Source organism: Pseudomonas sp. 13B_2.1_Bac1 (assembly GCF_025466155.1).
Classification (GTDB): domain Bacteria; phylum Pseudomonadota; class Gammaproteobacteria; order Pseudomonadales; family Pseudomonadaceae; genus Aquipseudomonas; species Aquipseudomonas aylmerensis.
Window position 1 is genome coordinate 41,068 of record NZ_JANLOH010000046.1, and the last position, 21,101, is coordinate 62,168.

Here is a 21,101-nt window from a genome sequence, read left to right on the forward strand (position 1 = left end):
GAAATTTCTTATGCGCGTCTTGATCTGTGCAGGTCGTCATTACGCCGACACCAAAAAGTCCCGCCAGGTGCTGGACGCTTACCACCGCCTGCGCCCGGTGCAGGTATTGATCCACGGCGGCAACCAGTTCCTGGGCAGCGACATCGAGGAATGGGCACGCGAGCTGGGCATCGACGTGGTGCGCTACCCGCCCAACTGGCAACACCACGGCAAGCAGGCGGAACGCCAACGCAACCATTTCATGCTGACCGACAGCCGCCCCGATGTGGTCATCGCCCTGCCCGGTGGCGATGACACCTTCGAGCTGGTCAGCCAGGCCAACGCCAGCGGTGTCTCGGTACTCACCGTAGAAAGCTGAATTCACGCGAGGTGCATCATGCACAAAAAACACACCCCTCAACGCCCCGACGGGTTTGCCAAATACCGTGCGCGCCACTATCGCGGTGCGCGCAATAGCCTGCTGCTGTTGCCACCGACGAAACGTCGGGCGCTGCGGCGCAATTTGATCTTTATCGGCCTCACGCTGGGCCTGATCCTGCTGGTGGCACTGGTGTCGAAAGCCCACGCGGCCGGCGGTGCCTACGTGGTCGACGACGGCGCGATCAATGCGCCAGGAGCATGCAACGTCGACGCCTGGTACAGCGCCAATCGCCACGATGGCAGCACCCACAGCGAGACGCTGTCGCCGGCCTGCACCTTCGCCGCCATGCCCTCTGTGCAATGGGGCGCGGCGCTGTCACGGGCCGACCATGAGACCCAGGTCAACCCGCAACTCAAGGCCCAGGTGCTGTCCCGACAAGACCTGGGCGTGGAAATCGCCGTTTCCGCTGGCGCGCACCTGGCGCTGGATCGACAACACGGGTTTGATGGCGCTGACCTGAACGTCCCGTTCACCTGGCAAGCCCTTGAAGCCTTGCGCCTGAACCTGAACGCCGGCTGGACCCATGCCTACAACGACGGCGATCAGCAGCATCGCCTGACCTGGGGCAGCGGCTTGGAGTACGAGCTTGCGCACGCCCTGACGCTGATCGCCGAGCGCTACGGCCAGGCCGGCGGCGACCAGGCCTGGCAGGCTGGACCGCGCCTGCACCTGGGGGAATTTGTCGACGTCGACCTGATACTGGGGCGCAGCCTGACCGGCGCCCGCGACCAGTGGCTGACCACCGGTGCGACACTGCGGTTCTAGGCCTTGGCCTGTTGCTCCAACCGCAGCTGCAACTGCGGGTCGATCTGCAACTGCCCCGCGAGGTCATCCAGGTAGTTGCGTTCGGCTTCCTGCTGGTCATCGACCAGCAGCACACTGGCCAGGTACATCTCGGCCGCCACTGCCGGGTCTTTGGCAAACTCGGCAAAATCCGCCGCATCCAGGGGCTTGGCGACTTCGGCGTCGAGCCACTGTTGCAACTGTGGGTCGTCGGTATGTCGGTGTAATTCATTAGAGATCAACTGCTGCTCTTTTTCGTCGATCTTGCCGTCAGCCTTCGCGGCCGCGATCAATGCACGCAAGACTGCGTGGCTGTGGGCTTCGGCTTCGGGGCCGTCGAGCTGGTCGACGGTCTGGAATGCCGCTTGTGGCTTGGCCGCCTGCTGGCTCTGCCAGGCCTGATACGCCTGGAAAGCCATCATTCCCAGGGAGGCCAACGCCGCATAGTTCATCCCGCCAATACGCCCCTGGGCCGGGCGCGCGGCAGCTCCACCCCCGAGCATGCCGCCCAATCCACCCAACAACCCACCGAGGCCGCCACCCGCTGGCGCATTGGCGCTGCTGGTGCCTTTCAACAGACCACCAAGCAGCCCGCCCAGGCCGCCGCCCGCGGTGCCACCGCCCGGCTGCCCGGCGCGCAGCAATTGTTCAAGTAAGTCGCTGGTGTTCATGGTTTCACCCTCCCAGGGCGTGGTGTTGGCGTCTAACAACCATAGCCCGCCACTGCGGGAACACCATGACCGCCGGGCGGCCACGCCTTATGATGGCGCGACCCCGCCAACAAGAGACACACCCCGTGAACCGTATCGAACAGATCGCGCTGATGGCGACCTACAACCAGTGGATGAATCGCAAGGTCTATGACGCGGCCGGCACCCTGGACCACGCCGCATTGCTGGAGGACCGCCAAGCGTTTTTCGGCTCGATCTTCGGCACGCTGAACCACCTGGTGCTGGGCGATACGGTCTGGCTCAAGCGCTTTGCGCTGCATCCTGCCGGATTTTCGGCACTGGCCCCGTTGAGCGCCATCGAGGCACCACGCGACCTCAAGCACCTGGCCTTCGCCGACCTGTGCGCACTCGCGTCCCGGCGCGCCTGGCTGGATCAGCTGATCATCGAGTGGGCCCACAGCTTGAGCGATGGTGACCTTGACCATCGCCTGCACTACCACAACATGCGCGGACTCGCGGCGGACAAGCCGTTTTTCAGCCTGCTGGTGCATTTCTTCAATCACCAGACCCATCACCGCGGCCAGGTGACGACGTTGCTGACCCAGGCCGGCGTGGACGTGGGCGATACCGATCTATTGGCGCTGATCGACTAGCCGTAGCCGCGTACCTATCCGTTTGGGGGGATAAACGAACGTCACACCACCGATGGGGTCGTAACTTCAGGTGCCGGGATTTTTCCGCTCCCGCCCTCCCCGCGCGCATTGTGGGTCTACCGATGCGCGTACCCCATAAGAAGGAGACGCTTACATGGTCATTCACTTCAAGGTCGCCGGGCATCTGGCTTGCGGCCATCACGGCACCAACCTCCCGTCCAGCACCGAGTTGAACCGGGTCAAATGCCGCACCTGCCGCAACACCGAAGCCTACAAGGAAGCGCGCCGCACCCAGCGCAACGCCGCTCGACGCGCGTCACGCAAAGCCAAGACTCACACCGCAACCGACTGGCGCAGCGCGTGGACACAACGCCTGACCGACTTGCCAGGCCTGCAGCGCCTGCCACGCGGGTTCAGCGGCCAGCCTTTCGTCTAGGTCGCCCATGCAAAAGCCCCGGCCAGGCCGGGGCTTTTTCGTTGCACTCAATCATCATTGGACACCGGCCGGTTGCGTGCCTTGTACCCTGGCAAGGTAGCGGCATACGCAAATGCCTGTTCGCGGGAATTGAAGGTCGCCAACCGGTCCTGGGGCGTACATACCCGCCACGGTCCATGGTTGACCTGCACGATGTCGTAGCCATTCAGATGCAGCTTCGTCAGCATTGGAGCGCTCATAGTCACCTCGCTTTCCTGAGATTTTCTGGCGTTGCAGCCCCACCTTACACCCGCATCAGGCTCAGGGGTCGACCATGTGTCGTACCGAAATGGCTGCATTCATGAACACCAAACAGCAGCTGATTCACTGTCTCGCCGGCGGATATGGCAAGTAGCCAAAGCTGTCATTTATGGCTCTTGTTCTGTCGCCAGCGGAATCGTCCGATTAGCCTCAATACCCCTGTAGATCACTGATCTGCCGAGCTTTTTCACTCAAGCCTTCAGCAAGAAAGCTGCCCTTCGACCTTGCGCCCAAGCGTGCGGATCTATATATTCCCAACCCTGCTACAACGCGCTGCCGCCCGAATGGCGAAACTGGTAGACGCATGGGACTTAAAATCCCCCGCTCGTAAGGGCGTCCCGGTTCGATTCCGGGTTCGGGCACCAAAGATATCAAGGGCTTGCATGATCAACTTCATGCAGGCCCTTATCTTTTTATGCTCCGCGATTCCCATCTCCCGGCCTTCTGCCGACTCAAATCAAAGTCCCTGTTTCACCACCTGCTACGCTGATACATCCACGGAGAATCAGCCATGCCAAACTCAGATCTATTGCCCTCCCTGCTATCAAAACTCTACGAGAACCAACTGGCCCTCGAGGCTTCTGTCATGGAGCTATCGAACTGGGTCGAGCAACGCGGTTCCGCTGAGGTGGCAGAAAACGTGCGCAGCGCTTTGCACACCATCGATGAAAACGAAGAGTTCATCAAGCTCACCCTGGCCGTGCTGATGTCACCGGAGTGATCCTGCGTATCAGGCCTTTACTGAGTTCTTGATCACCCAAATGCCAAGCGCAACAAATACAGCTGATTTAGCCACGGCAAACAGGGTGTCTCTTCCCGCAAACAACTCGAACGCCGAAAACAGCAGTGAGAAGGTGCCTACTATCGCCAAACCATAGCCAACCGGGCGCACGTACCTGTGGAACATTTCCTTCATCTCCCTGAAAAAACAAAAAGTTTAGATTTTACCGCCCCATACGCCATCAACCGTCATGCCTCAGCGTGAAATCACCGATGCGTTCTGGCAGGGGCCGGCACACATTAACAGACCGCGCCCGCTGTCTCCGGCTAATAAACCAACCCCACACATTGATCTTTTTCAGTAGGGAAAAACTTCAGCAGAAGCGTTTAAGGGGGTAATGCTGCGATTTCACTTCATAAACAACGTTGGTAAAGCTGTCTGCATCAGATCCATTACCCGCGTTTGATGCCTCAGACACCTTTACCAATCTAACGTCAGAAATATCACCCACCAGCGAACGCATTTGATTCCACCCCGTCAGCGGGTCATCAACAGATTCAAGGCATAACAGTGACTGCCATCGCTGTTTATCGCCTCGTTCATACGCTGAAATTGCCTGTTGCGCGAGCTTGAGCGTGCCTTGTGCACCCGCAAGGTTCGGCAATGAATATGAGTCTTTGAGCGTTGAACACCCGGTCGCGAGCATGCACATGAATAAGACGGCTTGCCCCGTCAGTATCAACGACGTTTTAGAGTACATATGATTCGCTATCCTTTTTGAATCCGATCCTAGCCCGCCCTCAGGCTGCGATGCGTAGTCAGCACCCCGCTCTTATCGAACAAGAAAATCATCTGGTTGCCCCCGCCGTCCTGGCAAACAACGCCTTCGGTTTCTCCGTCGACGATTCCTTGGCAAGCCATGTTCCATACGTATGGACGGATTTGGCACTTGAGGGTTTTGCCATCCTGGATAATCAGGTGGTGAGTGGCGGAGACGTCTTCAGGGGCTGGTTTGGGGCAGTTGCCCTCCCCCCAATTGACACCTTGGTGATTGGGTTGCGAAGCGCAACCGGCCAATAGTAGAAGGGAAAACACGCATTTGAAGTTCATGATTACCGTCCTTAGTCATGAAGAGGGAGTGGCACTACATCCGTATAGGCGCGGTTTATTGTGCGTCACTTCGCGCTGATATTTAAGATCGGGGTAGCAGTTTTCGACAACAGGCACGTTAAAACGTCTAGCGATGGATGACGGATTACCATCACCCGCCCCGGCTTGAGGGCTCAGCGTCGCTATCGAGTTGGCTCAAGAGTGGCCAGACCACACCGTCACCCAGGACTTGGTCGATAGTGCCAACCTGTTAAAAGGCTTGCTCAAGGTTGAAGTCTGCGCCGTTGCTGAACGCCTCGGCCTCATTATGCAGTGCATACGCTATGTGGGCTGCAGCCCGTACTTTCATCGGGGCATTCATGTCACTTTCAAAGCAATTGGACATCAACGCGCGGTCCGCAATTAATCCCAGCGCCAAAGCCTGTTCTGTTGTGACTGCATAATGCCCTCGGCAGTGAACGAAGCCCCTTAGCCTCCACGAACCTCGCTTCCGAGCCCGGACGAGACGCTGGTCAGCCAGGAAAGTTGGGAGCCAAGAATTATTTCGTCAACCGGTGCATCCACTTTGATCGCTGGCTCGTAGATTCAATACCCTCACCCGGAGGGCATAAGAGCCAAGGAGATACATCATGCACGCTTTTTACAAGAAACTTGCAGCAGCAGCCTGCTTCGCGATTCTCTCCGTCACCGCAACGCTCAGCTTTGCCGCCGACACAGTGATGGTCGGAGGTGCAGCGATGTACCCAAGCAAAACAATTGTCGAGAACGCAGTCAACTCCAAGGACCACACGACACTCGTCGCAGCCGTCAAGGCTGCCGGGTTGGTTGATACACTCAACAGCAAAGGCCCCTTTACGGTGTTCGCGCCCACCAACGAAGCCTTCGCAAAGCTTCCAGCCGGTACCGTCGATACTCTGGTCAAGCCGGAGCACAAAGCCGATTTGACTAAAATCCTGACCTACCATGTCGTGCCCGGCACTCACACATCGGCACAGCTCATGGCCGACGCCAAGAAGAACGGTGCCACCGTAGTATTGAAAACAGTTCAAGGTGAGTCGCTGAACATCAAGCTGCATGACGGCAAGCTTTGGGTAGTCGATGCCAAGGGCGGCAAGGCCAGTATCAGCATCGCAGACGTGATGCAGTCCAACGGCGTGATCCACGTTGTCGACTCGGTCTTGATGCCTTAAACGCTCGTCATTCCCGGCAGACGCGCAGTTTGCCGGGTGTTGAGGCCGCCAGAGCCGCTGGGGCCTGAGCAATAGAGTGCGGAAATCGGCCTAGTTTTCGTAGAAATACCAAATGACCGACACCACGGCGACTACCCAGCCGAGGGTCAGCAGAAACGAGAGACCTGCAAGTCGCTTATCCATGACGTCCTGTCATCTTGTTGAAAGTCCATAATCCTTCAAACAAAGCGTAGCAGCTGCGCCCGAGATGGGCGGCGGGTCGGTCAGACTCAATGAATCAGCTCCCTGGCCTTTTCCAGGCATTCGGTGGCGCTGTCCAACGCCTCGACGGCTTTCAGGGAATCATCAGCGCCGCTCTGCGCGCGCTGCCCGGTGATGACGAACAGTACATCAACCCCGGCTTTTGCCACCTCGGCCAGGTAATCCGCGCGTGGGTGCCGGATGCCGTTCTCGTAACGCCCCTGGGCGTTCACTTCGACGCCACCGATTTTTCCAATCTCTGACTGCGATAGACCCAGCCTCAGTCTCTCCGCCTTCAACCTTGCACCAATGCTCATGACTCATCCCAATTGAAAAGATAAAACTGAGAGCGTGGCGGTGGATTTTTAGTTCCGGAGTGGCGCTCGCGTCGTCATGGCCGCCTGGGCGGACTTCAGCAGCAAAGCCCGTCGCCCCAGGAACCAAGATCAAGCGAGCACGTGTCGAGCGGTTTTATCGTCGCGGGTTGAAGCACGGCGAGGGCGTACGGATGCTGCTTTACTGAGGCGCGTGCTGGATCAAATCAATAGTCGCACGGCACGCGCAAATCGCACTTCATCGCTCGACCCACACCCACTCGCATTGCACTTAAGGATGAGCATCATGACCGATGATTTGAAGCAGTCAGGTTCGACCACGACGTCCCAGCCCACCACCACGCTGGAGCAGGTCAAGACCGGAAGGGTGCTGGATTTCACTTGGGCGCCTAACGCGAATACGACCACCACCGTCGTCTCGGCGGACTTCATCGACTACGAGGTCGATACTTCGCAGGGCAGCCCTACCGGGGACAGTCACTCCATTGCACGGTTCACCTATGCCCAGGGCAAGGGCGGTGGCCAGATCAGCCAATTGTTTCTCGAGGAGATGCGTGCCGGTGTGCGTACCAGCACCCAGATCGGGCTGATGGTGGGACGTAAATGGGCACTGGACGCCGATGCCGACGTCTCCGGCAGTATCGGCACCTACGTCATCGAGCAATTTGATGACATGCGCGCCAGTGTCAATTACGTCGGGACCTTCAGCCGTGTCTTTGCAGACCCCAGGATGGTCAGCTACCACGCGGGGGGACACGTGCACACCAATGTCTCGATCACCGCCAGCAGGTCCCTGACCATGGCCGACTCGGGCAAGTCGATCCTGGTCATCAGCGACACGGACGTCACGCTGACGCTGGGCGACGATGTGATTGAAGGGTTCAAGGCCACATTGATCCAGGCGGCGGCCGGCAAGATCAACATTGCGGTGTCCAGCAGCCATGTTATCTACAGCAACGCCGGGGCCCGAACGCACACACTCATCCCGCTGGACGAGCTGGAAGTCAGCACCTTTCCCTACGGCCCGGTATTCCTGGCCTTTCGGGTCAGGCCGACGGCCTGAAGCCAGCGCCATTTCTCCCGCAGGACGGGGTGTGCACACACGTACACACCCTTCATCAATGGCCTCATTGCCACGCTTTTGACCCGCAAGGCCTTGCCTCAGGCAATCTTGCGGGCGATGTCATACACCGAATGTTTGGCCTTGCAATGCAGGTACGAGCGCCATTCCTTGAAGGCGCGCTGTTGCCTGGCAAAAGCCTCCAGCCACTCATCTCCGCCCACCAATTCGATGGGAATGGACATCATCAATTCGGTCGCAAGATCGAGTTCCTCAACGAGCTCGCGTCCATTCGGCATATCAAGAATTAGGGATCGCATAGCCACCTGTGATTATTCTTCGCAGTACATCGACCGCTCCAACTCTCTGATAGTGCTCAATTTCCGACGAGCGGTAACATCTAGTAACGGGTAAGGAAAACCACCTGCACTGCAACCTACTGTCGCGTCACCAATGCGTGTACTCCCTCTATGGCAGCAGATCCGGCGCACGCAGGCGTTTTTAGCCTCCAGTGGAAACCGTTAAATCCCGCCACTGAAAAAATGCTGTTTCCTATCAATGATTTGCGATGGCCCATTGCGTCAGTTTTTGAGGGTTTTACGTCAAAATTGTTAATAGCACCGTCATTTGTCGCCGCCTAAACTCCAGATCGAAACATTCTGAATCATCCCGCTCGTCCCCCGCGCCGCCCCTGTTGGTGTGAGTGTCGCAGGCATAAAACCCTGCGGGCGCTGCCGTGTGCGCACGGGAAACGCGCCAGACTCGCAAAGGAACCTTCATGCAGCGCAGAGACTTCTTATCCTCGGCCATAGCGCTGGCGGCCGCCTCGACATTGCCCGCCGCCCGCGCTGCGGAAATCACCGGCGGCCAACCCTGGGAGCCAGGCACTGCCAGCCTGCCGGCCCTGCCCCCGATCCGCCAGGGTGGCCTGGCGTTTTTCAATCAACACGAGTTCCAGACCGCCGAAGCCATCGCCGAACGGCTGATCCCCACCGACGCGCTGTCCATCGGGGGTAAGGACGCCGGCTGCGCGACCTTCATCGATCGCCAGCTGGCGGGCGACTACGGCAAGGGCGCCACGCTGTACCGGCTGGGCCGCTTCGTCAAAGGTACCTTTGAACAAGGCACCCAATCGGCACTCACCCCCGCCGAGCGCTGGCGCAAAGGGTTGGTCGCGATTGACGCGGACAGCCAGGCGCAATTCGGCAAGCCATTCGTGCAGTTGGAAGGCGAGCAACAGGACCAGGTACTGACCCGCTTCGAGAAGAACGCCATGCAGGTGGGAGCCGAGTTTGATGACGGCGCCAAGGAGATCTTCGAACAAGTGCTGGCCAACGTGCGTGAAGGCTTTCTGTCGGACCCGCTCTACGGCGGCAACAAGGGCATGGCGAGCTGGAAGATGCTCGGCTTCCCGGGCGCGCGCTATGACTTTCGTGACGTCATCGCCAAGAAGGGCCAGAAGCTCAACATCATCCCCACCAGCCTGATCGACAACACGCTTTGAGCCCCCAGAACATTTGAGCGATGAGGCCTGGCCATCATCGCCGACTGACCGTGATTTGCTGTAACGAAGAGGAATTCCCGAATGGCCAATGTACGCCCCAAAGTCGACGCAGTGATCGTCGGCCTCGGCTGGTGCGGCTCGCTGATTGCCGAAGAACTGACCCGTGCCGGCTTGAATGTCGTCGCCATCGAACGCGGTCCGTGGTTTGAGACCGCCACCGACTTCCCGCCCTCGGTGGACACCGATGAACTGCGCTGGGACACCCGCCGCAGCATGCTGCTGCCGCCCGCGATCGAAACCACCACGTTTCGCAACAACCGCTCGCAAACCGCGCTGCCGACCCGCGACTGGAGCCTGAACGAGTTGGGCTACAACGTCGGCGGATCGGGCACGCACTGGGCGGGCATGGCCTGGCGATTCCTGCCGTTCGACTTCGAGCCCTACAGCTTTACACTCAAGCGCTACGGCCAGCAGCAAATCGAAAAAGGCCTGATCGTGCAGGACTGGGGCGTGACGTATGACGACCTCGAACCCTTCTACGAGCGCTTCGAAAAAATCGCCGGCGTATCAGGCAAGGCCGGCGTATTGAATGGCGAGAAAATCGACGGTGCGAACATCTTCGAAGGCAACCGCAAGAGTGAATTCCCGCTGCCGCCACTCGCCACCACCCGCCTGACCGACCTGTTCACCGAAGGCAGCAAAAAGCTTGGCTTGCACCCATTCATGGTGCCCGCAGGCCAGGCCTCGCAGGCCTACACCAACCCGCTGGGTGTGCGGATGGGGCCCTGCACCTACTGCGGTTACTGCCTGTATTACGGCTGCGGCAACTTCTCCAAATCGAGCCCGAATGCCTGTGTGATTCCCGCGTTGATGCAGCGCAGCAATTTCACCGTGCTGACCGAATCGGCCGTGCTGCGCGCCAACCTCGCCGAAGACGGCAAGACCGCCACGGGCGTGAGCTACCTCGACCGCAACAAAATGGAGTGGGAGCAACCGGCGGACATCGTGATTTTCTCCGCCTTCCAGATGCAGAACGTGCGGCTGTTGCTGCTCTCGAAAATCGGCAAACCCTACAATCCCGAGACCCGCCAAGGCGTAGTGGGCCGCGCCTACAGTTTCCAGACCGTGTCCGGCGCCAACCTGTTTTTCGAGGACGAGCAGCTCAACCAGTACATCGGTGCAGGCGCCCTCTCCGCCCAGGTGGACGACTACAACGGCGACAATTTCGACCACACCGGCAAGGGCTTCATCGGCGGCGCCGGGATCCTCGTGGTAGCCCGTGGCGCACGTCCGATCGGCAACGCAGACGCTGTGCCACCAGGCACTCCACGTTGGGGCAGCGAATGGAAAAAAGCCTATACCCACGCGTTCCAGAACGGCACGTTCATCTTCAACCAGGGCACCAGCTTTTCCCATGACGAGTGCTACCTGGACCTGGACCCGGAATACAACGATGCCAATGGCGACCCGTTGATTCGCGTGACCTTCGACTACAACGAGAACGACCGGCGCATGGCCAAGTTCACCGAAGACAAAGCGGTGGAAATCGGCAGGGCCATGGGTGCAAAAATCGTCAACGGCTTTGACTCGGCAGCCGTGAACTATGGGCCTTACCTGCCCTCCAGCGACCACACCATCGGCGGCGCGGTGATGGGCCTGGACCCGAAAACCAGCGTACTCAACCGCTATCAGCAGAGCTGGGACGTGCACAACGTCTTCGTCCTGGGTGCCTCTTCATTCCCGAACAACGCCGGCTATAACCCGACGTCGACCATTGGCGCGCTGAGCCTGTGGACCGCCAAGGCGATCATTGACCAATACGTGGCCAAACGCGGCCCACTGGTGGAGGTACCGGTATGAATGCGCGCTTTCGCATGGCCCTGACGGCCACCGCCGTATTGTCCCTGGGTTCCGCCATCGGCCTGTATGGTGCATTCGGCATTGCCGATGCAGCGGACAGCATTGCGCAACCCGGGCAGCAATCTGCTGACGGCGCCGGGGTCAAGGCGCCTGCCACCCAGGCACAGGAAGACCCGGCGGTGACGCGCGGACGCTACGTGGCGATTGCCGGCGACTGCACGGCCTGTCACACCGATCCGCATCACGGCAAGCCGTTCGCCGGTGGCTACGCACTGGAAACGCCGTTTGGCAAGTTGCTCGCCAGCAACATCACCTCCGACAAGAACACCGGCATCGGCGCCTGGACCGAGCAGGAATTCACCCGCGCGGTGCGCGAAGGCAAAGGCCGGCATGGCGAAAACCTCTACCCGGCGATGCCCTACAACGCCTACGTGAAAGTCAGCGACCAGGACATGCATGACCTCTGGGCCTACATGCAGACCGTCCCGGCGGTGGACAACGAGGTGGTATCCAACCAGTTGCCATTCCCATTCAACATCCGCCTGATGATGATGGGCTGGAACCTGCTGTTCTTTGATAACACACCGTTCCAACCGCAGGCTGAGGCGTCTGCGCAGGTCAACCGGGGCGCGTACCTGGTACAGGGCCTGGGCCACTGTGCAGCGTGTCACACGTCAAAGAACTTCCTCGGCGGTGACAAGGGCGGCGCGTTCCTGCAAGGCGGCGAGTTGGCTGGCTGGCACGCACCGGAAATTACCGGCAACCCCTACGTCGGTATCGGCGGCTGGAGCGATGCGCAACTGGTGCAGTACCTCAAGACCGGCAGCAACCACGTGGCCGTGGCGTCGGGCCCGATGGCCGAAGCCGTGACCAACTCCACCCAGCACCTGCGCGACGAGGACTTGTACGCCATCGCGGCTTACCTCAAGACCTTGCCTGGCTCGGACACCCGCAGCCCGCGGCCGCTCAAGGCCTCCGGCACATTGATGCAGCAAGGCGCCAATGTGTACTCGGCCAACTGCTCGGCGTGCCACAGCAGTGACGGCAAGGGCATCAACCAATTGGCCTCGAGCCTGGCCGGCAACCCCGGCATCCAGGCAGAAAATCCCCAAAGCCTGATCACCACGGTGCTCGAAGGCGGCCGTGGCGCGGTGACCGTCGACAACCCCACCAGCGGTGCGATGCCGAGCTTTGCGTGGAAATTGTCGGACCAGCAAATCGCGGCGACGCTCTCGTATATCCGCAACAGCTGGGGCAACACCGCCCCCGAGGTGAGCGCCAAACAGGTCGCCGCTGTACGCGAAGACCGCAAGCTGCCAGCCCAACTGAGCGCCGACGGCACCTCCCGCTGAACCCGTGACGCGGCCTGCTTCAGGCCGCGTCCCTGCCTTTGAAGGAACAATCAGATGCTACGTTTTCCACTGCGCTGCCTGGCGGCCTGCGTTGCCATGGGCGTACCTGCAACACACGCTGCGGATGCGTTCGCCAGCGACTCACCCTGGATGAGCGGCGATTGGGGCGGCCTGCGCAGCGCCTGGCTGGCCCAGGGGGTGGATATCAAGTTGGGTTACACCGGCGAAACATCGACCTTGCTACGCGGCGGTTACCAGCACAAAGACCGCTCGACCCGCTACGCCGACCAATTCAACGCAGGCGTCGACATCGACCTGCAAAAGCTGCTGGGCTGGCAGGACGCAGCCTTTAGCCTGGGGCTGACCAACCGCAACGGCGCCAATAACCTTAATCAAAAGATCAGCGCACCGGGCGCCGCCGGCATGGGCTCGACCCAGGAGATCCAGGGCCGTGGCAGCGTGACCCGTCTCAGCGAACTGTGGTTGAGCAAGGGCTGGCTTGGCGATGCGGTGAACATCAAGCTGGGCCGGTTCGCCGTCAGCGATGACTTCGCCGTGGAAGACTGCCTGTTCCAGGGGCTGGCGTTCTGTGGCTCGCAACCGGGCAACTACGTGAACAGCATCTACAACGGCCCGATCAGCCAGTGGGCCGCACGGTTGCGCTACCGCTTGAGCCCGACGGTGTATGCACAGGTCGGCGCGTTCAATGTGAACCCGTCGAACCTGGAGAATGACAACGGCCTCAAGCTCAACACCCACGGCACCACCGGCACCTTCACGCCGCTCGAACTGGTATGGAGCCCGACTATCAACCAACTGCCCGGCGAATACCGTGTGGGTTATTACCACAGCACCGCACAGGCCGAGGATGTGTACAAGGATCAGTTCGGGCAAGCGGCGGCCACCCGTGGCAACGTCTATCGCACCGACGCTACACGGCATGGCGAGTGGGTTGTGGCCAAGCAGCAGTTGACCTCGGTCAACGGCGACACTTCTCGCGGCCTGACCCTGACGGCCAGCGCCACGTTCCAGGATCGCAACACGACGGCGATCGACAGCTACCAGAAACTCAGCCTGGTCTATAAGGGCCTGTGGGATGCGCGTCCCACCGACACGCTGGGCGCCGGCATTGCACGTGTTCACGCCAGCTCGGTGTTCCTGCGCAATGCCCGCGCGGTAAACGCCGCTGGCGGTGACTTGCCCGGGCAGCACAGTGAATATGTTGCCGAGCTGAACTACGGGATCCAGGCTACACGCTGGTTGAACATCATGCCGAACCTGCAGTACGTGAAGGACCCGGACGGCGTTCGTCAGGTCAAGAATGCCCTGGTACTGGGCCTGCAAGTACAATCGCAGTTTTAACCGGCCACAGGATACGCACGCAGCATGGGCAACACCCTCAAGCGTCACGGCCTGATCAAGGTCGCAGAATTGGCCGGCGTCAGCCTGAGCACCGTGGACCGGGTCCTCAATGATCGCGGGGGCGTGTCCGACACCAAGCGGCGCAAGGTCCTGGCGATGGCGCGTGCGCTGGGTGTGCGTCGCGGCCTGCCCGCGCCGTTCACCGGCCCGATGATAGTCGATGTACTGTTGGCCGACAGCGCCACTGACCATTTCAAGCGCCTGGACGCGGCGTTCGAGCGCCAGGCACAACGCCTGCGCTCGGACCTCACGTTGCGCCGCCAGCGCTGGCCGGAAAACGCCCCCGGGCAACTGCTCGACGCCCTGCGCAAACCGCGTTCGCGGCGCCATGGCATGATCGTGGTCGCGCCTGACACGCCGGACGTGCACCAGGCGCTGAACACCATCGTGCAGAACGGCACGCCCACCGTCTTGCTGACCACCAACCTCAGCACGGTCGAGGGCGCGGTGTATGTCGGCATCGACAATCACGCCGCCGGGCGCAGTGCCGGGCGCTTGATGAGCGAATGGATCGGCCAACGCCCCGGTGCCGTGCTGCTGACGGTCAACTCGCTCGCCTACAGCGCTCATCAGGAGCGCGCCAGAGGCTTCATCGACGTAATGACGCAGCGTGCACCGGCTACGCGCATTGTCGGCCCGGTCGAGTGCTTTGATGACGATGAACTGACCCGCGCGGCCGTCGCGCAGTGCCTAGCCGTCGGGCCCTTGGCAGGACTGTATGACACCGGCAGCGGTTCGCAGGGTATCTATGCGGCGTTGGCGCACAGGCAGGTCGATCCGGTATGGATCGGCCATGAGGCCACCCCCCAGCACGCCGCGCTGCTGCGCCAGGGCGTGATGTCGCTGGTACTCGATCAGGACCCGGAAGGTCAGGTGCAGGCCAGCATCGACTATCTGCTGCACACCCACGGCATGATCGACACGCCGCCCCTGCTGCCACTGGCGATGAAAATCATCATCGAGGAAAACCTGCCCGGCGCCTTGTGACCGGCGTGGTGATTGCAGGCGAGCGCAGCGCCTGGCCGTTGTGTGATGTTGATTGAACGATGCGCTGGCGCACGGGCTCTATTCACTAGAGCAGCGCGCAGCAGAGTTTCAGCGCGTCGCGTCCACGCCCACTCACAAAAGGTCAGTCCATGTCTTACGATTACCAGGGTACCGCCAGTGTCATCACGGCCTCTCGTCATCTGGGCACCGCTTCAGATGAACACCTCAATGAGTCGGTGGAAATCCAACTGACCAGCAGCGGCAAGCCGACAATCGCGCGCCTGAACTTCGACCGGCCCCTTCAATGGCCAGGGCACCCGAACTTTGTCGCGGTCAACCTGCCCGATGGCTCTTCGATAGGCGGCGTGATCGTCGAGATCGAACGAACCACGGACGGCCCTGGCTGGGTGACGTTCACCGTGGATGACTGACGGGTGTGCCGTCGTCAGGCATCCGGGTGTTCACTCGCGACCGAATCGGCGGCGTCCACGTCCGACATGTCTTCTTCAAGCGGCGCACCGTCTTCCGGCGGCAGCGGGATCTCACCTTCCGTGCGCTTCGGGTCCGGGCCGGTTTCATTGTCGGTGGTGCGCGTTACCACCTGTTGGGATTGGTTGCCCGGCGCTTTTTCGTCAATGTGCATGCTGTCTCTCCAGTCTGGCGCGCGGGGAATCCGGGCTTAAACATGAGAGGCAGCGGGTGCACGAGAGTGCCGGGCAATGGACGAACGGCGAGAAGCGCACTGCGGTCAAACAAATACAGCCTCCGGGCCGCACTTGATCTACGATTAAAAGCCCACCGCCCGCCTCTCGGAGAGTCCGCATGAACCCGCACACCACCGCGCTTGTGTTGATCGAATTCCAGAACGATTTCACCACTCAGGGTGGCGTGTTCCATGACGCCGTCAAAGACGTCATGCACGCCACCGACATGCTCGCTAATACTGCCACCACGGTGCAGCAAGCCCGCAAGCTCGGGGTGAAGATCGTGCATTTGCCGATCAGCTTCGCCGCGGGGTACCCCGAACTGACCACGCGCGACTATGGGATTCTCAAGGGCGTGGCCGACGGCAACGCCTTCAGTGCGGGCACCTGGGGCGCCGAAATCACTGCGACGCTGTCCCAGGACAGCAGCGATATCGTCATCGAAGGCAAGCGCGGGCTGGATGGCTTTGCCACCACGGGGCTGGACCTGGTGTTGCGCAACAATGGCATCCAGACGCTGGTGGTGGCGGGTTTCCTGACCAACTGCTGCGTCGAGGGCACGGTGCGCTCGGGGTATGAGAAAGGCTACAACGTCGTCACCCTGACCGACTGCACGGCGACGTTTACCGAGGAACAACAGCAGGCGGCGGAAAACTTCACACTGCCGATGTTTTCGCAGACGCTGAAACACACGCAGTTTCTGCAGGCGCTGACGGCCCCATGAAAAAAACCGGCGACTCCTGGATGAGTCGCCGGTTTTTGTTCATTCGGTTGGTGCGTACTGCATTTCACCGTTGCCGAACGACCAGTCCTCGCGCTTCACGTCCACCAGGCTGATCCACACATCCTCCTTGCGCAGCCCGGTCTTGGCGTGAATGCCTTCTGCGATGAATTGATAGAAGGCCTTTTTCACCGCCACGCTGCGCCCGGCATTCCAGGTGACCTGGATAAACACGATGCTGGGGGTGTAAGTCACGCCCAGGTAGCCAGCGGCGGGATACACCAGTTCATCGCGGGCATGCCGATTGATGATCTGGAATTTGTCGTGCTCGGGCACATTCGCAACGCTGGTCATCGCCGCGTACACCACGTCGCCAATGGCGGCAGCGGTTGCTTCGGAAGTGTCGGCGGCGAGGTCGATTCGAACTAAAGGCATGGCAGAATCCTTGGCAGGTCGGTGGCCATTCCACAGCGGCGGCCCGTGATCACTACCCTAGGCCTGTGCGAACAATTCATCAATCGCATATTCGGCAATAATAAATATGATTATTGCGCATATTGATTTTGCACGACCTGTGACGCTTGCATGAACCGAACGCGAAAAAGCCGTAACATGCGGCCTTCGTTCAACACCTCATGGAAGACATCACGCATGAACAACCTGTCTGGCGCGCTGCGCCTGGTAGTCTCCCTGCCGATTTACGCCGCGTCTATCCTCACGTCCCTGCTCACTCTCAAGCCGCTGTTCGATGCGGGGATGATCTTGCTGGCGGGCTTCCTGACCCCTTATCAAATTGGCCGCGTGCTCGGCTATTTACTTGCCAGTGCGATATTGACCACGATTGCCGCCGGTCTGTGGATGCTGGCTCGGTACGTGCGCACGTCGCGTTTTCGCAAACAGCCGGCGCCGGTGGCCAACCCGTTGCCGTGAAGCAGGTGCTTAGTTCGATGGGGCTTTGACTGTCGCGCTCTGCCCCGTCTCGACATCACGAATGTCATAGCTCCAGCGGCCCTTCGACGCCTCGCCATACAGCCCATAGGTTCGGCCACCGACCAGGCTCACCGTGGTTGCGAGGGGCGCGGTTCGGCCGTCCCCAATCGACCAGGTAGCTTGCAGGGTGTGGGTGCCGGCGCCGAGGCGGTATTCGTTCTGCCGACCCAGCCAGAACAGCGTCCCGTTGTTATCAATACGGGTGATCGTCAGGTGTTTGTCGAACTGCTGTATGACCGCAACCTGGTCCGCAGGTTTTCCTTCTGCGCTCTGGTGCTCGTAATGAATACAGCCGGTCAGCGCCAGGCTCAAGCCCAGCATCGAGAACGCGCGAACGTGTTTGGCAAGCATGCTTTCAATCCCTTGAAAAGGGCGTGATCCTAAAGCCATTCAGCACGTGCATCAACCGCCAATCAGGCCCGCGCGCCAATCAACACAACCACCCCACCCCATTGCCGCACCTTGATCGGCAGGCTCTGCTCGAGGGCCTCTAGGGTCTGCCGCGCATCGTCCAGGGGAAAGCGTCCGGTCACGCGCAGACCGGCTACAGCGGCGTCCAGGCGCACGATGCCGTTGCGATACGGGCGAATTGCGTCGACCACGCTGGCCAGGGTCTGGTTGCGCACCACCAGCCAGCCGTCAAGCCAGGCGGTATCGGTGGCGGCCATGGGCACCTGGGTGAGGATGCGCTGATGATCGAACAGCGTGCTCTGGTGCATCGCCACCCGCTGCTGCGTGCCGCCTTCGAAGTGCAACACCGCGTCGGCATCCAGGGTCACCAGGCGTATCGCGGCGCCCTGCTCACTCAGCATCAGGCGGCCGGTGCTGGCGCTGATGCGGCCGGCGCGGGTGTCGACCTGCAGCGGGCGCAGCACATTCACCAGCATTTCCCCGGCGCGCAGTTCCAGGCTGCGCTGCTCCCCCTTCAACGTGGCGAGCACCTGGCTGCGCGCATTCAGCTTGAGTGTGCTGCCATCCGCCAGTTGCCAGGTGCGACGCTCGGCGGTACCCGTGGCATAGGATTGCCCCGCGTCTTCGAAACGCGAGCCCCAGCCCGCGCCCGCCGCCAGGCCCACCGCACACAGGCTGGTACGCAGGAACGAACGCCGGCTGCTCGGCTGCTCCAGGCTGCGCAACAGCTGCGCGCTGGAGCGTCCACGCCACGGCGAGGCCTTGAGTTGGTCGAGGCCGGCGATCAGTTGCGCGTACACCTGGCGATGGTGCGCCGAGGTACTGCGCCATTCATCCAGCGCTTGTTGCTGCGCGGGGCTGAAGTCGCCGGACTGGATTTGCACCAGCCAGCCGATGGCCTCTTCGGCCACCGGGTCGTTCAACGGGTGTTTGCTCACTCACTCAACCCCAGGTAACAGGCTCGCAGGGCCTGGGTCATCAATTGGTGGATGCGCCCCAGGGACAGGCCCAGCCGTTCACTGATCTGTGTGTAGGTCATGCCATCCAGCTGGCTGTGTACGAACACCGCCTTGGCCTGCCCCGAGAGGCCATCGAGCAGTCGGTCGATGGCCAGCAGGCTCTCGATCAGGATCAACTGCTCCTGCGGCGACGGATGCACGTGTTCGGGTACCTCGGCGAGGATCTGCAGGTACGCCCTCTCCAAGTCACGACGGCGCCAGCTCTCGTACATCAGGCGCTGGGCGATGGTGGTCAGCAGCGCGCGCGGTTCGCGGATCGCAGTGGGATCGGGCAGCATCCACACCTTGAGGAACGTCTCGGCGGCGATATCCTCAGCGCTATGGCTGCAGCCGGTGCGGTAGGACAACCGCGCGCACAACCAGCTGTAGTGCTGCTGGAAAATCTGGCCGATGAGGCGGGTCTTGAGCAAAGCATTCGGGTCCATAGGTCCATAATCTTCATGGACTGCACACGCCAGCGGACAAGTGGTGGTGGGCCTGTCGGTTTGAGGTAGACCTGCATCCGGGCAGGTGAATCCAGTTTGCCCCAGTGGGCATCACCAGATAAAAGAATAAAAAAAGCCATCAAACTGCATTTTTTGCATAACCCTGGATAACCTTCCAGGCACGCAAAGTCACCGCCCGCAACCATCGCGGGCAGTGTGAAACCGCACTTACTGGGCGGCCAGTTGCGCCTCGCTGCGTTCCTGTTCACGCAGTGGCCGTACCAGCCAGGTCACCACCACCGTCAACACCAGCAGGATCAACGCCAACACCCACAGCACGCCGTGGAAGGCACTGTCATAGCCGCCGATAAACAGGCTGTGCACGGTGCTAGCCTGCTCTGTGCCCAGCGCCTGCAGCGAACCGGTCAGGTTGCCGGCGGCTACCTCGTCGATCCAGCGTTGCAGGGTGCCGGGGTCCGGTGCCAGGCGGCTCAAGGTGGCGCGCAATTGGCTGTCGAGCAAGGTCGCCAGGAGCGAGCCGTACAAGGCCACGGCAATCGCCTCACTGCCCAGGCGGAACGTGTTGAGCAACCCGGCGGCCATCCCGGCCTTTTGCTCCGGGACGGTCTTCAGCGCCAGCCCATCCACCAGCCCCGCCGACAGGCCCATGCCGATGCCCACCAGCAGCAAGGGCAGCGCCAATTGCCACAGCGCCACACCCACCTGGCTGACCAGCGCCAGCGCGACCACGCCGACCAGCAAGGCAATCAGGCTGGCCTTGAGGATGCCAATCGCCGACACCCCGCGCGCCGCCCACTTGCCGGCCAGGATCGGGCAAAACAGCATCGGTACCGTGAGCAGCAACATCGCCAGGCCGGCGTGGGTCGCGCTCAGTTGCAGCACGCCGAACAGGTAGCTCGGCAGGTAGGTCAGCAACGTCACGAAGCCGAATGACGCGGCGACCGTCACCAGCGCCAGGCCGACAAAGGGCCCGCGCGCCAGCAGCGACAGGTCGAGCATCGGCTGGCGATGACGCCGCTCCTGCCAGGTGAATACCGCCAGCAACACCGCCGCCACGGCCACCAGGCCGAGCACGCCCTGGCTGCTCCAGCCCCATTGCGAGCCCTGCACGATGGCAACCATCAGCGCCAGCAACGCCAGCACGAACAGCGTCGCCCCCGGCACATCGAAGCGCGCGGTGCGCTCCGCCAATGCCCCGTCGCGGGTAATCAGCGGGCTCCCCAACAGCACAATCACCAGGGTCACCGCATGCGCCCAGAAAATCGCGCGCCAGCCGACACTGTCCAGCAACAGGCCGGACAAGGTCGGCCCCAGGCTGACGCCCAGCCCCGCCACCGTGCCGAACAAGGCAAATGCGCGCAGCCGCGCCGGGCCGCTGAAGTGGGTGGACAAAATGGCGATGCCGCAGGAGAAAATCGCCGCCGCGCCGATGCCCGCCAGTCCCCGTGCCGCGTCCAGCAGCCAGGCACTCTCGGCCACCGCAGACAGCACCGAAGCGACCACGTACAGCGACGCACCGGCGACGAAGCAGCGCTTGCGCCCGAGCCGATCCGCCAGCGCGCCCCAGGCCAGGGTAAAGCAGGCGAACGCCAGGTTGAAGGCGTTGACCACCCATTGCAGGCTGGTCAGCGGCGCCTGGATATCCGCGCCGATGGCCGGCAGCGCGAGGGCCGTGCCGGAAATGGAACTGGGCACGACAAATATCGCCAGCAGGATGATGCTCAGTAGCGCCGTATCGGCAAAGGTCGTTTTCATGGGTCCTTCC

General features: G+C 61.2%; 27 protein-coding genes, 1 tRNA gene and 1 pseudogene. 16 read left to right on the forward strand and 13 right to left on the reverse strand.

Annotated features, from left to right (window positions below):
* Nucleotides 1–10 precede the first annotated feature (10 nt).
* Both NTD80_RS10570 and NTD80_RS10575 read left to right on the forward strand, forming a co-directional pair.
* Nucleotides 11–358: a DUF2493 domain-containing protein gene (locus NTD80_RS10570; protein ID WP_120448681.1), complete on the forward strand. Its 348-nt coding sequence runs from the start codon at nucleotides 11–13 to the stop codon at nucleotides 356–358.
* An 18-nt stretch (nucleotides 359–376) separates the two neighbouring features.
* On the forward strand, nucleotides 377–1,186 hold the full coding sequence (locus NTD80_RS10575) for a hypothetical protein (RefSeq protein ID WP_262133468.1): 810 nt from the start codon (nucleotides 377–379) through the stop codon (nucleotides 1,184–1,186).
* Here NTD80_RS10575 and NTD80_RS10580 read toward each other — a convergent pair.
* A complete protein-coding gene (locus tag NTD80_RS10580) occupies nucleotides 1,183–1,875 on the reverse strand; it encodes a tellurite resistance TerB family protein (protein ID WP_262133469.1) in 693 nt (230 codons plus the stop codon). The two genes, NTD80_RS10575 and NTD80_RS10580, sit on opposite strands and share 4 nt — an antisense overlap.
* A gap of 125 nt (nucleotides 1,876–2,000) precedes the next feature.
* On the opposite strand from NTD80_RS10580, the gene NTD80_RS10585 reads away from it, so the two are divergent.
* Nucleotides 2,001–2,528, forward strand: a complete 528-nt coding sequence (locus NTD80_RS10585) for a DinB family protein (RefSeq protein WP_262133470.1) — start codon at nucleotides 2,001–2,003, stop codon at nucleotides 2,526–2,528.
* Between the two features lie 154 nt (nucleotides 2,529–2,682).
* The gene (locus NTD80_RS10590; RefSeq protein WP_065905476.1) at nucleotides 2,683–2,964 is read left to right on the forward strand and encodes a hypothetical protein; all 282 of its coding nucleotides are present in this window, start codon (nucleotides 2,683–2,685) and stop codon (nucleotides 2,962–2,964) included.
* 47 nt (nucleotides 2,965–3,011) lie between these two features.
* Here NTD80_RS10590 and NTD80_RS10595 read toward each other — a convergent pair whose 3' ends face one another.
* Complete coding sequence (locus NTD80_RS10595; protein ID WP_065905477.1) at nucleotides 3,012–3,203, reverse strand: DUF2188 domain-containing protein; 192 nt, start codon at nucleotides 3,201–3,203, stop codon at nucleotides 3,012–3,014.
* 339 nt (nucleotides 3,204–3,542) lie between these two features.
* Between NTD80_RS10595 and NTD80_RS10600 the strand changes: the two genes are divergently transcribed.
* Together NTD80_RS10600 and NTD80_RS10605 are read left to right on the forward strand one after the other, a co-directional pair.
* Nucleotides 3,543–3,629, forward strand: a tRNA-Leu gene (locus NTD80_RS10600).
* A 146-nt stretch (nucleotides 3,630–3,775) separates the two neighbouring features.
* Nucleotides 3,776–3,985, forward strand: a complete 210-nt coding sequence (locus tag NTD80_RS10605) for a hypothetical protein (RefSeq protein ID WP_065908355.1) — start codon at nucleotides 3,776–3,778, stop codon at nucleotides 3,983–3,985.
* Between the two features lie 9 nt (nucleotides 3,986–3,994).
* Here the strand turns inward: NTD80_RS10605 and NTD80_RS10610 are convergent, their stop codons facing one another.
* The 3 genes from NTD80_RS10610 to NTD80_RS10620 all read right to left on the reverse strand — a co-directional run bounded on the left by NTD80_RS10610 (nucleotide 3,995) and on the right by NTD80_RS10620 (nucleotide 5,095).
* Nucleotides 3,995–4,171, reverse strand: coding sequence for a hypothetical protein (locus tag NTD80_RS10610; protein WP_262133472.1), 177 nt, complete (start codon nucleotides 4,169–4,171; stop codon nucleotides 3,995–3,997).
* Between the two features lie 187 nt (nucleotides 4,172–4,358).
* Nucleotides 4,359–4,745, reverse strand: coding sequence for a hypothetical protein (locus NTD80_RS10615; protein WP_262133474.1), 387 nt, complete (start codon nucleotides 4,743–4,745; stop codon nucleotides 4,359–4,361).
* Nucleotides 4,746–4,774: 29 nt separating this feature from the next.
* Nucleotides 4,775–5,095 (reverse strand): hypothetical protein, encoded by a 321-nt coding sequence (locus NTD80_RS10620; protein ID WP_262133475.1) that lies wholly within the window; start codon nucleotides 5,093–5,095, stop codon nucleotides 4,775–4,777.
* A gap of 629 nt (nucleotides 5,096–5,724) precedes the next feature.
* Between NTD80_RS10620 and NTD80_RS10625 the strand changes: the two genes are divergently transcribed.
* A complete protein-coding gene (locus NTD80_RS10625; RefSeq protein ID WP_262133477.1) occupies nucleotides 5,725–6,285 on the forward strand; it encodes a fasciclin domain-containing protein in 561 nt (186 codons plus the stop codon).
* 368 nt (nucleotides 6,286–6,653) lie between these two features.
* Here NTD80_RS10625 and NTD80_RS10630 read toward each other — a convergent pair.
* Nucleotides 6,654–6,842: pseudogene (locus NTD80_RS10630) on the reverse strand (helix-turn-helix domain-containing protein); the annotation flags it as partial.
* 304 nt (nucleotides 6,843–7,146) lie between these two features.
* On the opposite strand from NTD80_RS10630, the gene NTD80_RS10635 reads away from it, so the two are divergent.
* Nucleotides 7,147–7,923, forward strand: coding sequence for a hypothetical protein (locus NTD80_RS10635; protein WP_262133479.1), 777 nt, complete (start codon nucleotides 7,147–7,149; stop codon nucleotides 7,921–7,923).
* 98 nt (nucleotides 7,924–8,021) lie between these two features.
* On the opposite strand, the gene NTD80_RS10640 is transcribed toward NTD80_RS10635, so the two are convergent.
* Complete coding sequence (locus NTD80_RS10640) at nucleotides 8,022–8,246, reverse strand: hypothetical protein (protein ID WP_371920651.1); 225 nt, start codon at nucleotides 8,244–8,246, stop codon at nucleotides 8,022–8,024.
* 452 nt (nucleotides 8,247–8,698) lie between these two features.
* Here NTD80_RS10640 and NTD80_RS10645 point away from each other — a divergent pair, with 452 nt between their 5' ends.
* From NTD80_RS10645 to NTD80_RS10670, 6 genes are all read left to right on the forward strand, one after another.
* Entirely contained in the window at nucleotides 8,699–9,424 is a 726-nt protein-coding gene (locus NTD80_RS10645; RefSeq protein WP_262133481.1) for a gluconate 2-dehydrogenase subunit 3 family protein, read from the forward strand.
* 81 nt (nucleotides 9,425–9,505) lie between these two features.
* Nucleotides 9,506–11,284, forward strand: coding sequence for a GMC family oxidoreductase (locus NTD80_RS10650; RefSeq protein WP_262133483.1), 1,779 nt, complete (start codon nucleotides 9,506–9,508; stop codon nucleotides 11,282–11,284).
* Nucleotides 11,281–12,636, forward strand: a complete 1,356-nt coding sequence (locus NTD80_RS10655) for a c-type cytochrome (RefSeq protein ID WP_262133484.1) — start codon at nucleotides 11,281–11,283, stop codon at nucleotides 12,634–12,636. Before NTD80_RS10650 ends, NTD80_RS10655 begins: the two co-directional genes overlap by 4 nt.
* A 54-nt stretch (nucleotides 12,637–12,690) precedes the next feature.
* Nucleotides 12,691–13,998, forward strand: coding sequence for a carbohydrate porin (locus NTD80_RS10660; RefSeq protein ID WP_262133486.1), 1,308 nt, complete (start codon nucleotides 12,691–12,693; stop codon nucleotides 13,996–13,998).
* Between the two features lie 24 nt (nucleotides 13,999–14,022).
* A complete protein-coding gene (locus NTD80_RS10665) occupies nucleotides 14,023–15,045 on the forward strand; it encodes a LacI family DNA-binding transcriptional regulator (RefSeq protein ID WP_262133488.1) in 1,023 nt (340 codons plus the stop codon).
* A gap of 149 nt (nucleotides 15,046–15,194) precedes the next feature.
* Nucleotides 15,195–15,476 (forward strand): hypothetical protein, encoded by a 282-nt coding sequence (locus NTD80_RS10670; protein ID WP_120448696.1) that lies wholly within the window; start codon nucleotides 15,195–15,197, stop codon nucleotides 15,474–15,476.
* Between the two features lie 14 nt (nucleotides 15,477–15,490).
* Here the strand turns inward: NTD80_RS10670 and NTD80_RS10675 are convergent, their stop codons facing one another.
* Nucleotides 15,491–15,688, reverse strand: a complete 198-nt coding sequence (locus NTD80_RS10675; RefSeq protein ID WP_065908330.1) for a hypothetical protein — start codon at nucleotides 15,686–15,688, stop codon at nucleotides 15,491–15,493.
* 179 nt (nucleotides 15,689–15,867) lie between these two features.
* Between NTD80_RS10675 and NTD80_RS10680 the strand changes: the two genes are divergently transcribed.
* Entirely contained in the window at nucleotides 15,868–16,473 is a 606-nt protein-coding gene (locus NTD80_RS10680) for a cysteine hydrolase (RefSeq protein ID WP_262133489.1), read from the forward strand.
* A gap of 39 nt (nucleotides 16,474–16,512) precedes the next feature.
* On the opposite strand, the gene NTD80_RS10685 is transcribed toward NTD80_RS10680, so the two are convergent.
* Nucleotides 16,513–16,905 (reverse strand): tautomerase family protein, encoded by a 393-nt coding sequence (locus NTD80_RS10685; RefSeq protein ID WP_262133490.1) that lies wholly within the window; start codon nucleotides 16,903–16,905, stop codon nucleotides 16,513–16,515.
* Between the two features lie 216 nt (nucleotides 16,906–17,121).
* On the opposite strand from NTD80_RS10685, the gene NTD80_RS10690 reads away from it, so the two are divergent.
* A complete protein-coding gene (locus NTD80_RS10690) occupies nucleotides 17,122–17,400 on the forward strand; it encodes a hypothetical protein (protein ID WP_106803754.1) in 279 nt (92 codons plus the stop codon).
* A gap of 9 nt (nucleotides 17,401–17,409) precedes the next feature.
* On the opposite strand, the gene NTD80_RS10695 is transcribed toward NTD80_RS10690, so the two are convergent.
* From NTD80_RS10695 to NTD80_RS10710, 4 genes are all read right to left on the reverse strand, one after another.
* A complete protein-coding gene (locus NTD80_RS10695) occupies nucleotides 17,410–17,811 on the reverse strand; it encodes a hypothetical protein (RefSeq protein WP_262133491.1) in 402 nt (133 codons plus the stop codon).
* Between the two features lie 62 nt (nucleotides 17,812–17,873).
* Nucleotides 17,874–18,809: a FecR family protein gene (locus NTD80_RS10700; protein WP_262133492.1), complete on the reverse strand. Its 936-nt coding sequence runs from the start codon at nucleotides 18,807–18,809 to the stop codon at nucleotides 17,874–17,876.
* A complete protein-coding gene (locus tag NTD80_RS10705; RefSeq protein WP_105696888.1) occupies nucleotides 18,806–19,315 on the reverse strand; it encodes a sigma-70 family RNA polymerase sigma factor in 510 nt (169 codons plus the stop codon). The genes NTD80_RS10700 and NTD80_RS10705 overlap by 4 nt, the downstream gene beginning before the upstream one ends.
* A gap of 228 nt (nucleotides 19,316–19,543) precedes the next feature.
* Nucleotides 19,544–21,091, reverse strand: a complete 1,548-nt coding sequence (locus tag NTD80_RS10710) for an MFS transporter (protein WP_106803751.1) — start codon at nucleotides 21,089–21,091, stop codon at nucleotides 19,544–19,546.
* Nucleotides 21,092–21,101 lie beyond the last annotated feature (10 nt).

What these genes read in the sequence shown, in the direction of transcription:
- NTD80_RS10570 (WP_120448681.1), top strand. Translation starts at nt 11, where the DNA reads ATGCGCGTCTTGATCTGTGCAGGTCGTCATTACGCCGACACCAAAAAG.
- NTD80_RS10575 (WP_262133468.1), top strand. Translation starts at nt 377, where the DNA reads ATGCACAAAAAACACACCCCTCAACGCCCCGACGGGTTTGCCAAATAC.
- NTD80_RS10580 (WP_262133469.1), bottom strand. Translation starts at nt 1,875, where the DNA reads ATGAACACCAGCGACTTACTTGAACAATTGCTGCGCGCCGGGCAGCCG.
- NTD80_RS10590 (WP_065905476.1), top strand. Translation starts at nt 2,683, where the DNA reads ATGGTCATTCACTTCAAGGTCGCCGGGCATCTGGCTTGCGGCCATCAC.
- NTD80_RS10595 (WP_065905477.1), bottom strand. Translation starts at nt 3,203, where the DNA reads ATGAGCGCTCCAATGCTGACGAAGCTGCATCTGAATGGCTACGACATC.
- NTD80_RS10605 (WP_065908355.1), top strand. Translation starts at nt 3,776, where the DNA reads ATGCCAAACTCAGATCTATTGCCCTCCCTGCTATCAAAACTCTACGAG.
- NTD80_RS10610 (WP_262133472.1), bottom strand. Translation starts at nt 4,171, where the DNA reads ATGTTCCACAGGTACGTGCGCCCGGTTGGCTATGGTTTGGCGATAGTA.
- NTD80_RS10615 (WP_262133474.1), bottom strand. Translation starts at nt 4,745, where the DNA reads ATGTACTCTAAAACGTCGTTGATACTGACGGGGCAAGCCGTCTTATTC.
- NTD80_RS10620 (WP_262133475.1), bottom strand. Translation starts at nt 5,095, where the DNA reads ATGAACTTCAAATGCGTGTTTTCCCTTCTACTATTGGCCGGTTGCGCT.
- NTD80_RS10625 (WP_262133477.1), top strand. Translation starts at nt 5,725, where the DNA reads ATGCACGCTTTTTACAAGAAACTTGCAGCAGCAGCCTGCTTCGCGATT.
- NTD80_RS10635 (WP_262133479.1), top strand. Translation starts at nt 7,147, where the DNA reads ATGACCGATGATTTGAAGCAGTCAGGTTCGACCACGACGTCCCAGCCC.
- NTD80_RS10645 (WP_262133481.1), top strand. Translation starts at nt 8,699, where the DNA reads ATGCAGCGCAGAGACTTCTTATCCTCGGCCATAGCGCTGGCGGCCGCC.
- NTD80_RS10650 (WP_262133483.1), top strand. Translation starts at nt 9,506, where the DNA reads ATGGCCAATGTACGCCCCAAAGTCGACGCAGTGATCGTCGGCCTCGGC.
- NTD80_RS10655 (WP_262133484.1), top strand. Translation starts at nt 11,281, where the DNA reads ATGAATGCGCGCTTTCGCATGGCCCTGACGGCCACCGCCGTATTGTCC.
- NTD80_RS10660 (WP_262133486.1), top strand. Translation starts at nt 12,691, where the DNA reads ATGCTACGTTTTCCACTGCGCTGCCTGGCGGCCTGCGTTGCCATGGGC.
- NTD80_RS10665 (WP_262133488.1), top strand. Translation starts at nt 14,023, where the DNA reads ATGGGCAACACCCTCAAGCGTCACGGCCTGATCAAGGTCGCAGAATTG.
- NTD80_RS10670 (WP_120448696.1), top strand. Translation starts at nt 15,195, where the DNA reads ATGTCTTACGATTACCAGGGTACCGCCAGTGTCATCACGGCCTCTCGT.
- NTD80_RS10675 (WP_065908330.1), bottom strand. Translation starts at nt 15,688, where the DNA reads ATGCACATTGACGAAAAAGCGCCGGGCAACCAATCCCAACAGGTGGTA.
- NTD80_RS10680 (WP_262133489.1), top strand. Translation starts at nt 15,868, where the DNA reads ATGAACCCGCACACCACCGCGCTTGTGTTGATCGAATTCCAGAACGAT.
- NTD80_RS10685 (WP_262133490.1), bottom strand. Translation starts at nt 16,905, where the DNA reads ATGCCTTTAGTTCGAATCGACCTCGCCGCCGACACTTCCGAAGCAACC.
- NTD80_RS10690 (WP_106803754.1), top strand. Translation starts at nt 17,122, where the DNA reads ATGAACAACCTGTCTGGCGCGCTGCGCCTGGTAGTCTCCCTGCCGATT.
- NTD80_RS10695 (WP_262133491.1), bottom strand. Translation starts at nt 17,811, where the DNA reads ATGCTTGCCAAACACGTTCGCGCGTTCTCGATGCTGGGCTTGAGCCTG.
- NTD80_RS10705 (WP_105696888.1), bottom strand. Translation starts at nt 19,315, where the DNA reads ATGGACCCGAATGCTTTGCTCAAGACCCGCCTCATCGGCCAGATTTTC.
- NTD80_RS10710 (WP_106803751.1), bottom strand. Translation starts at nt 21,091, where the DNA reads ATGAAAACGACCTTTGCCGATACGGCGCTACTGAGCATCATCCTGCTG.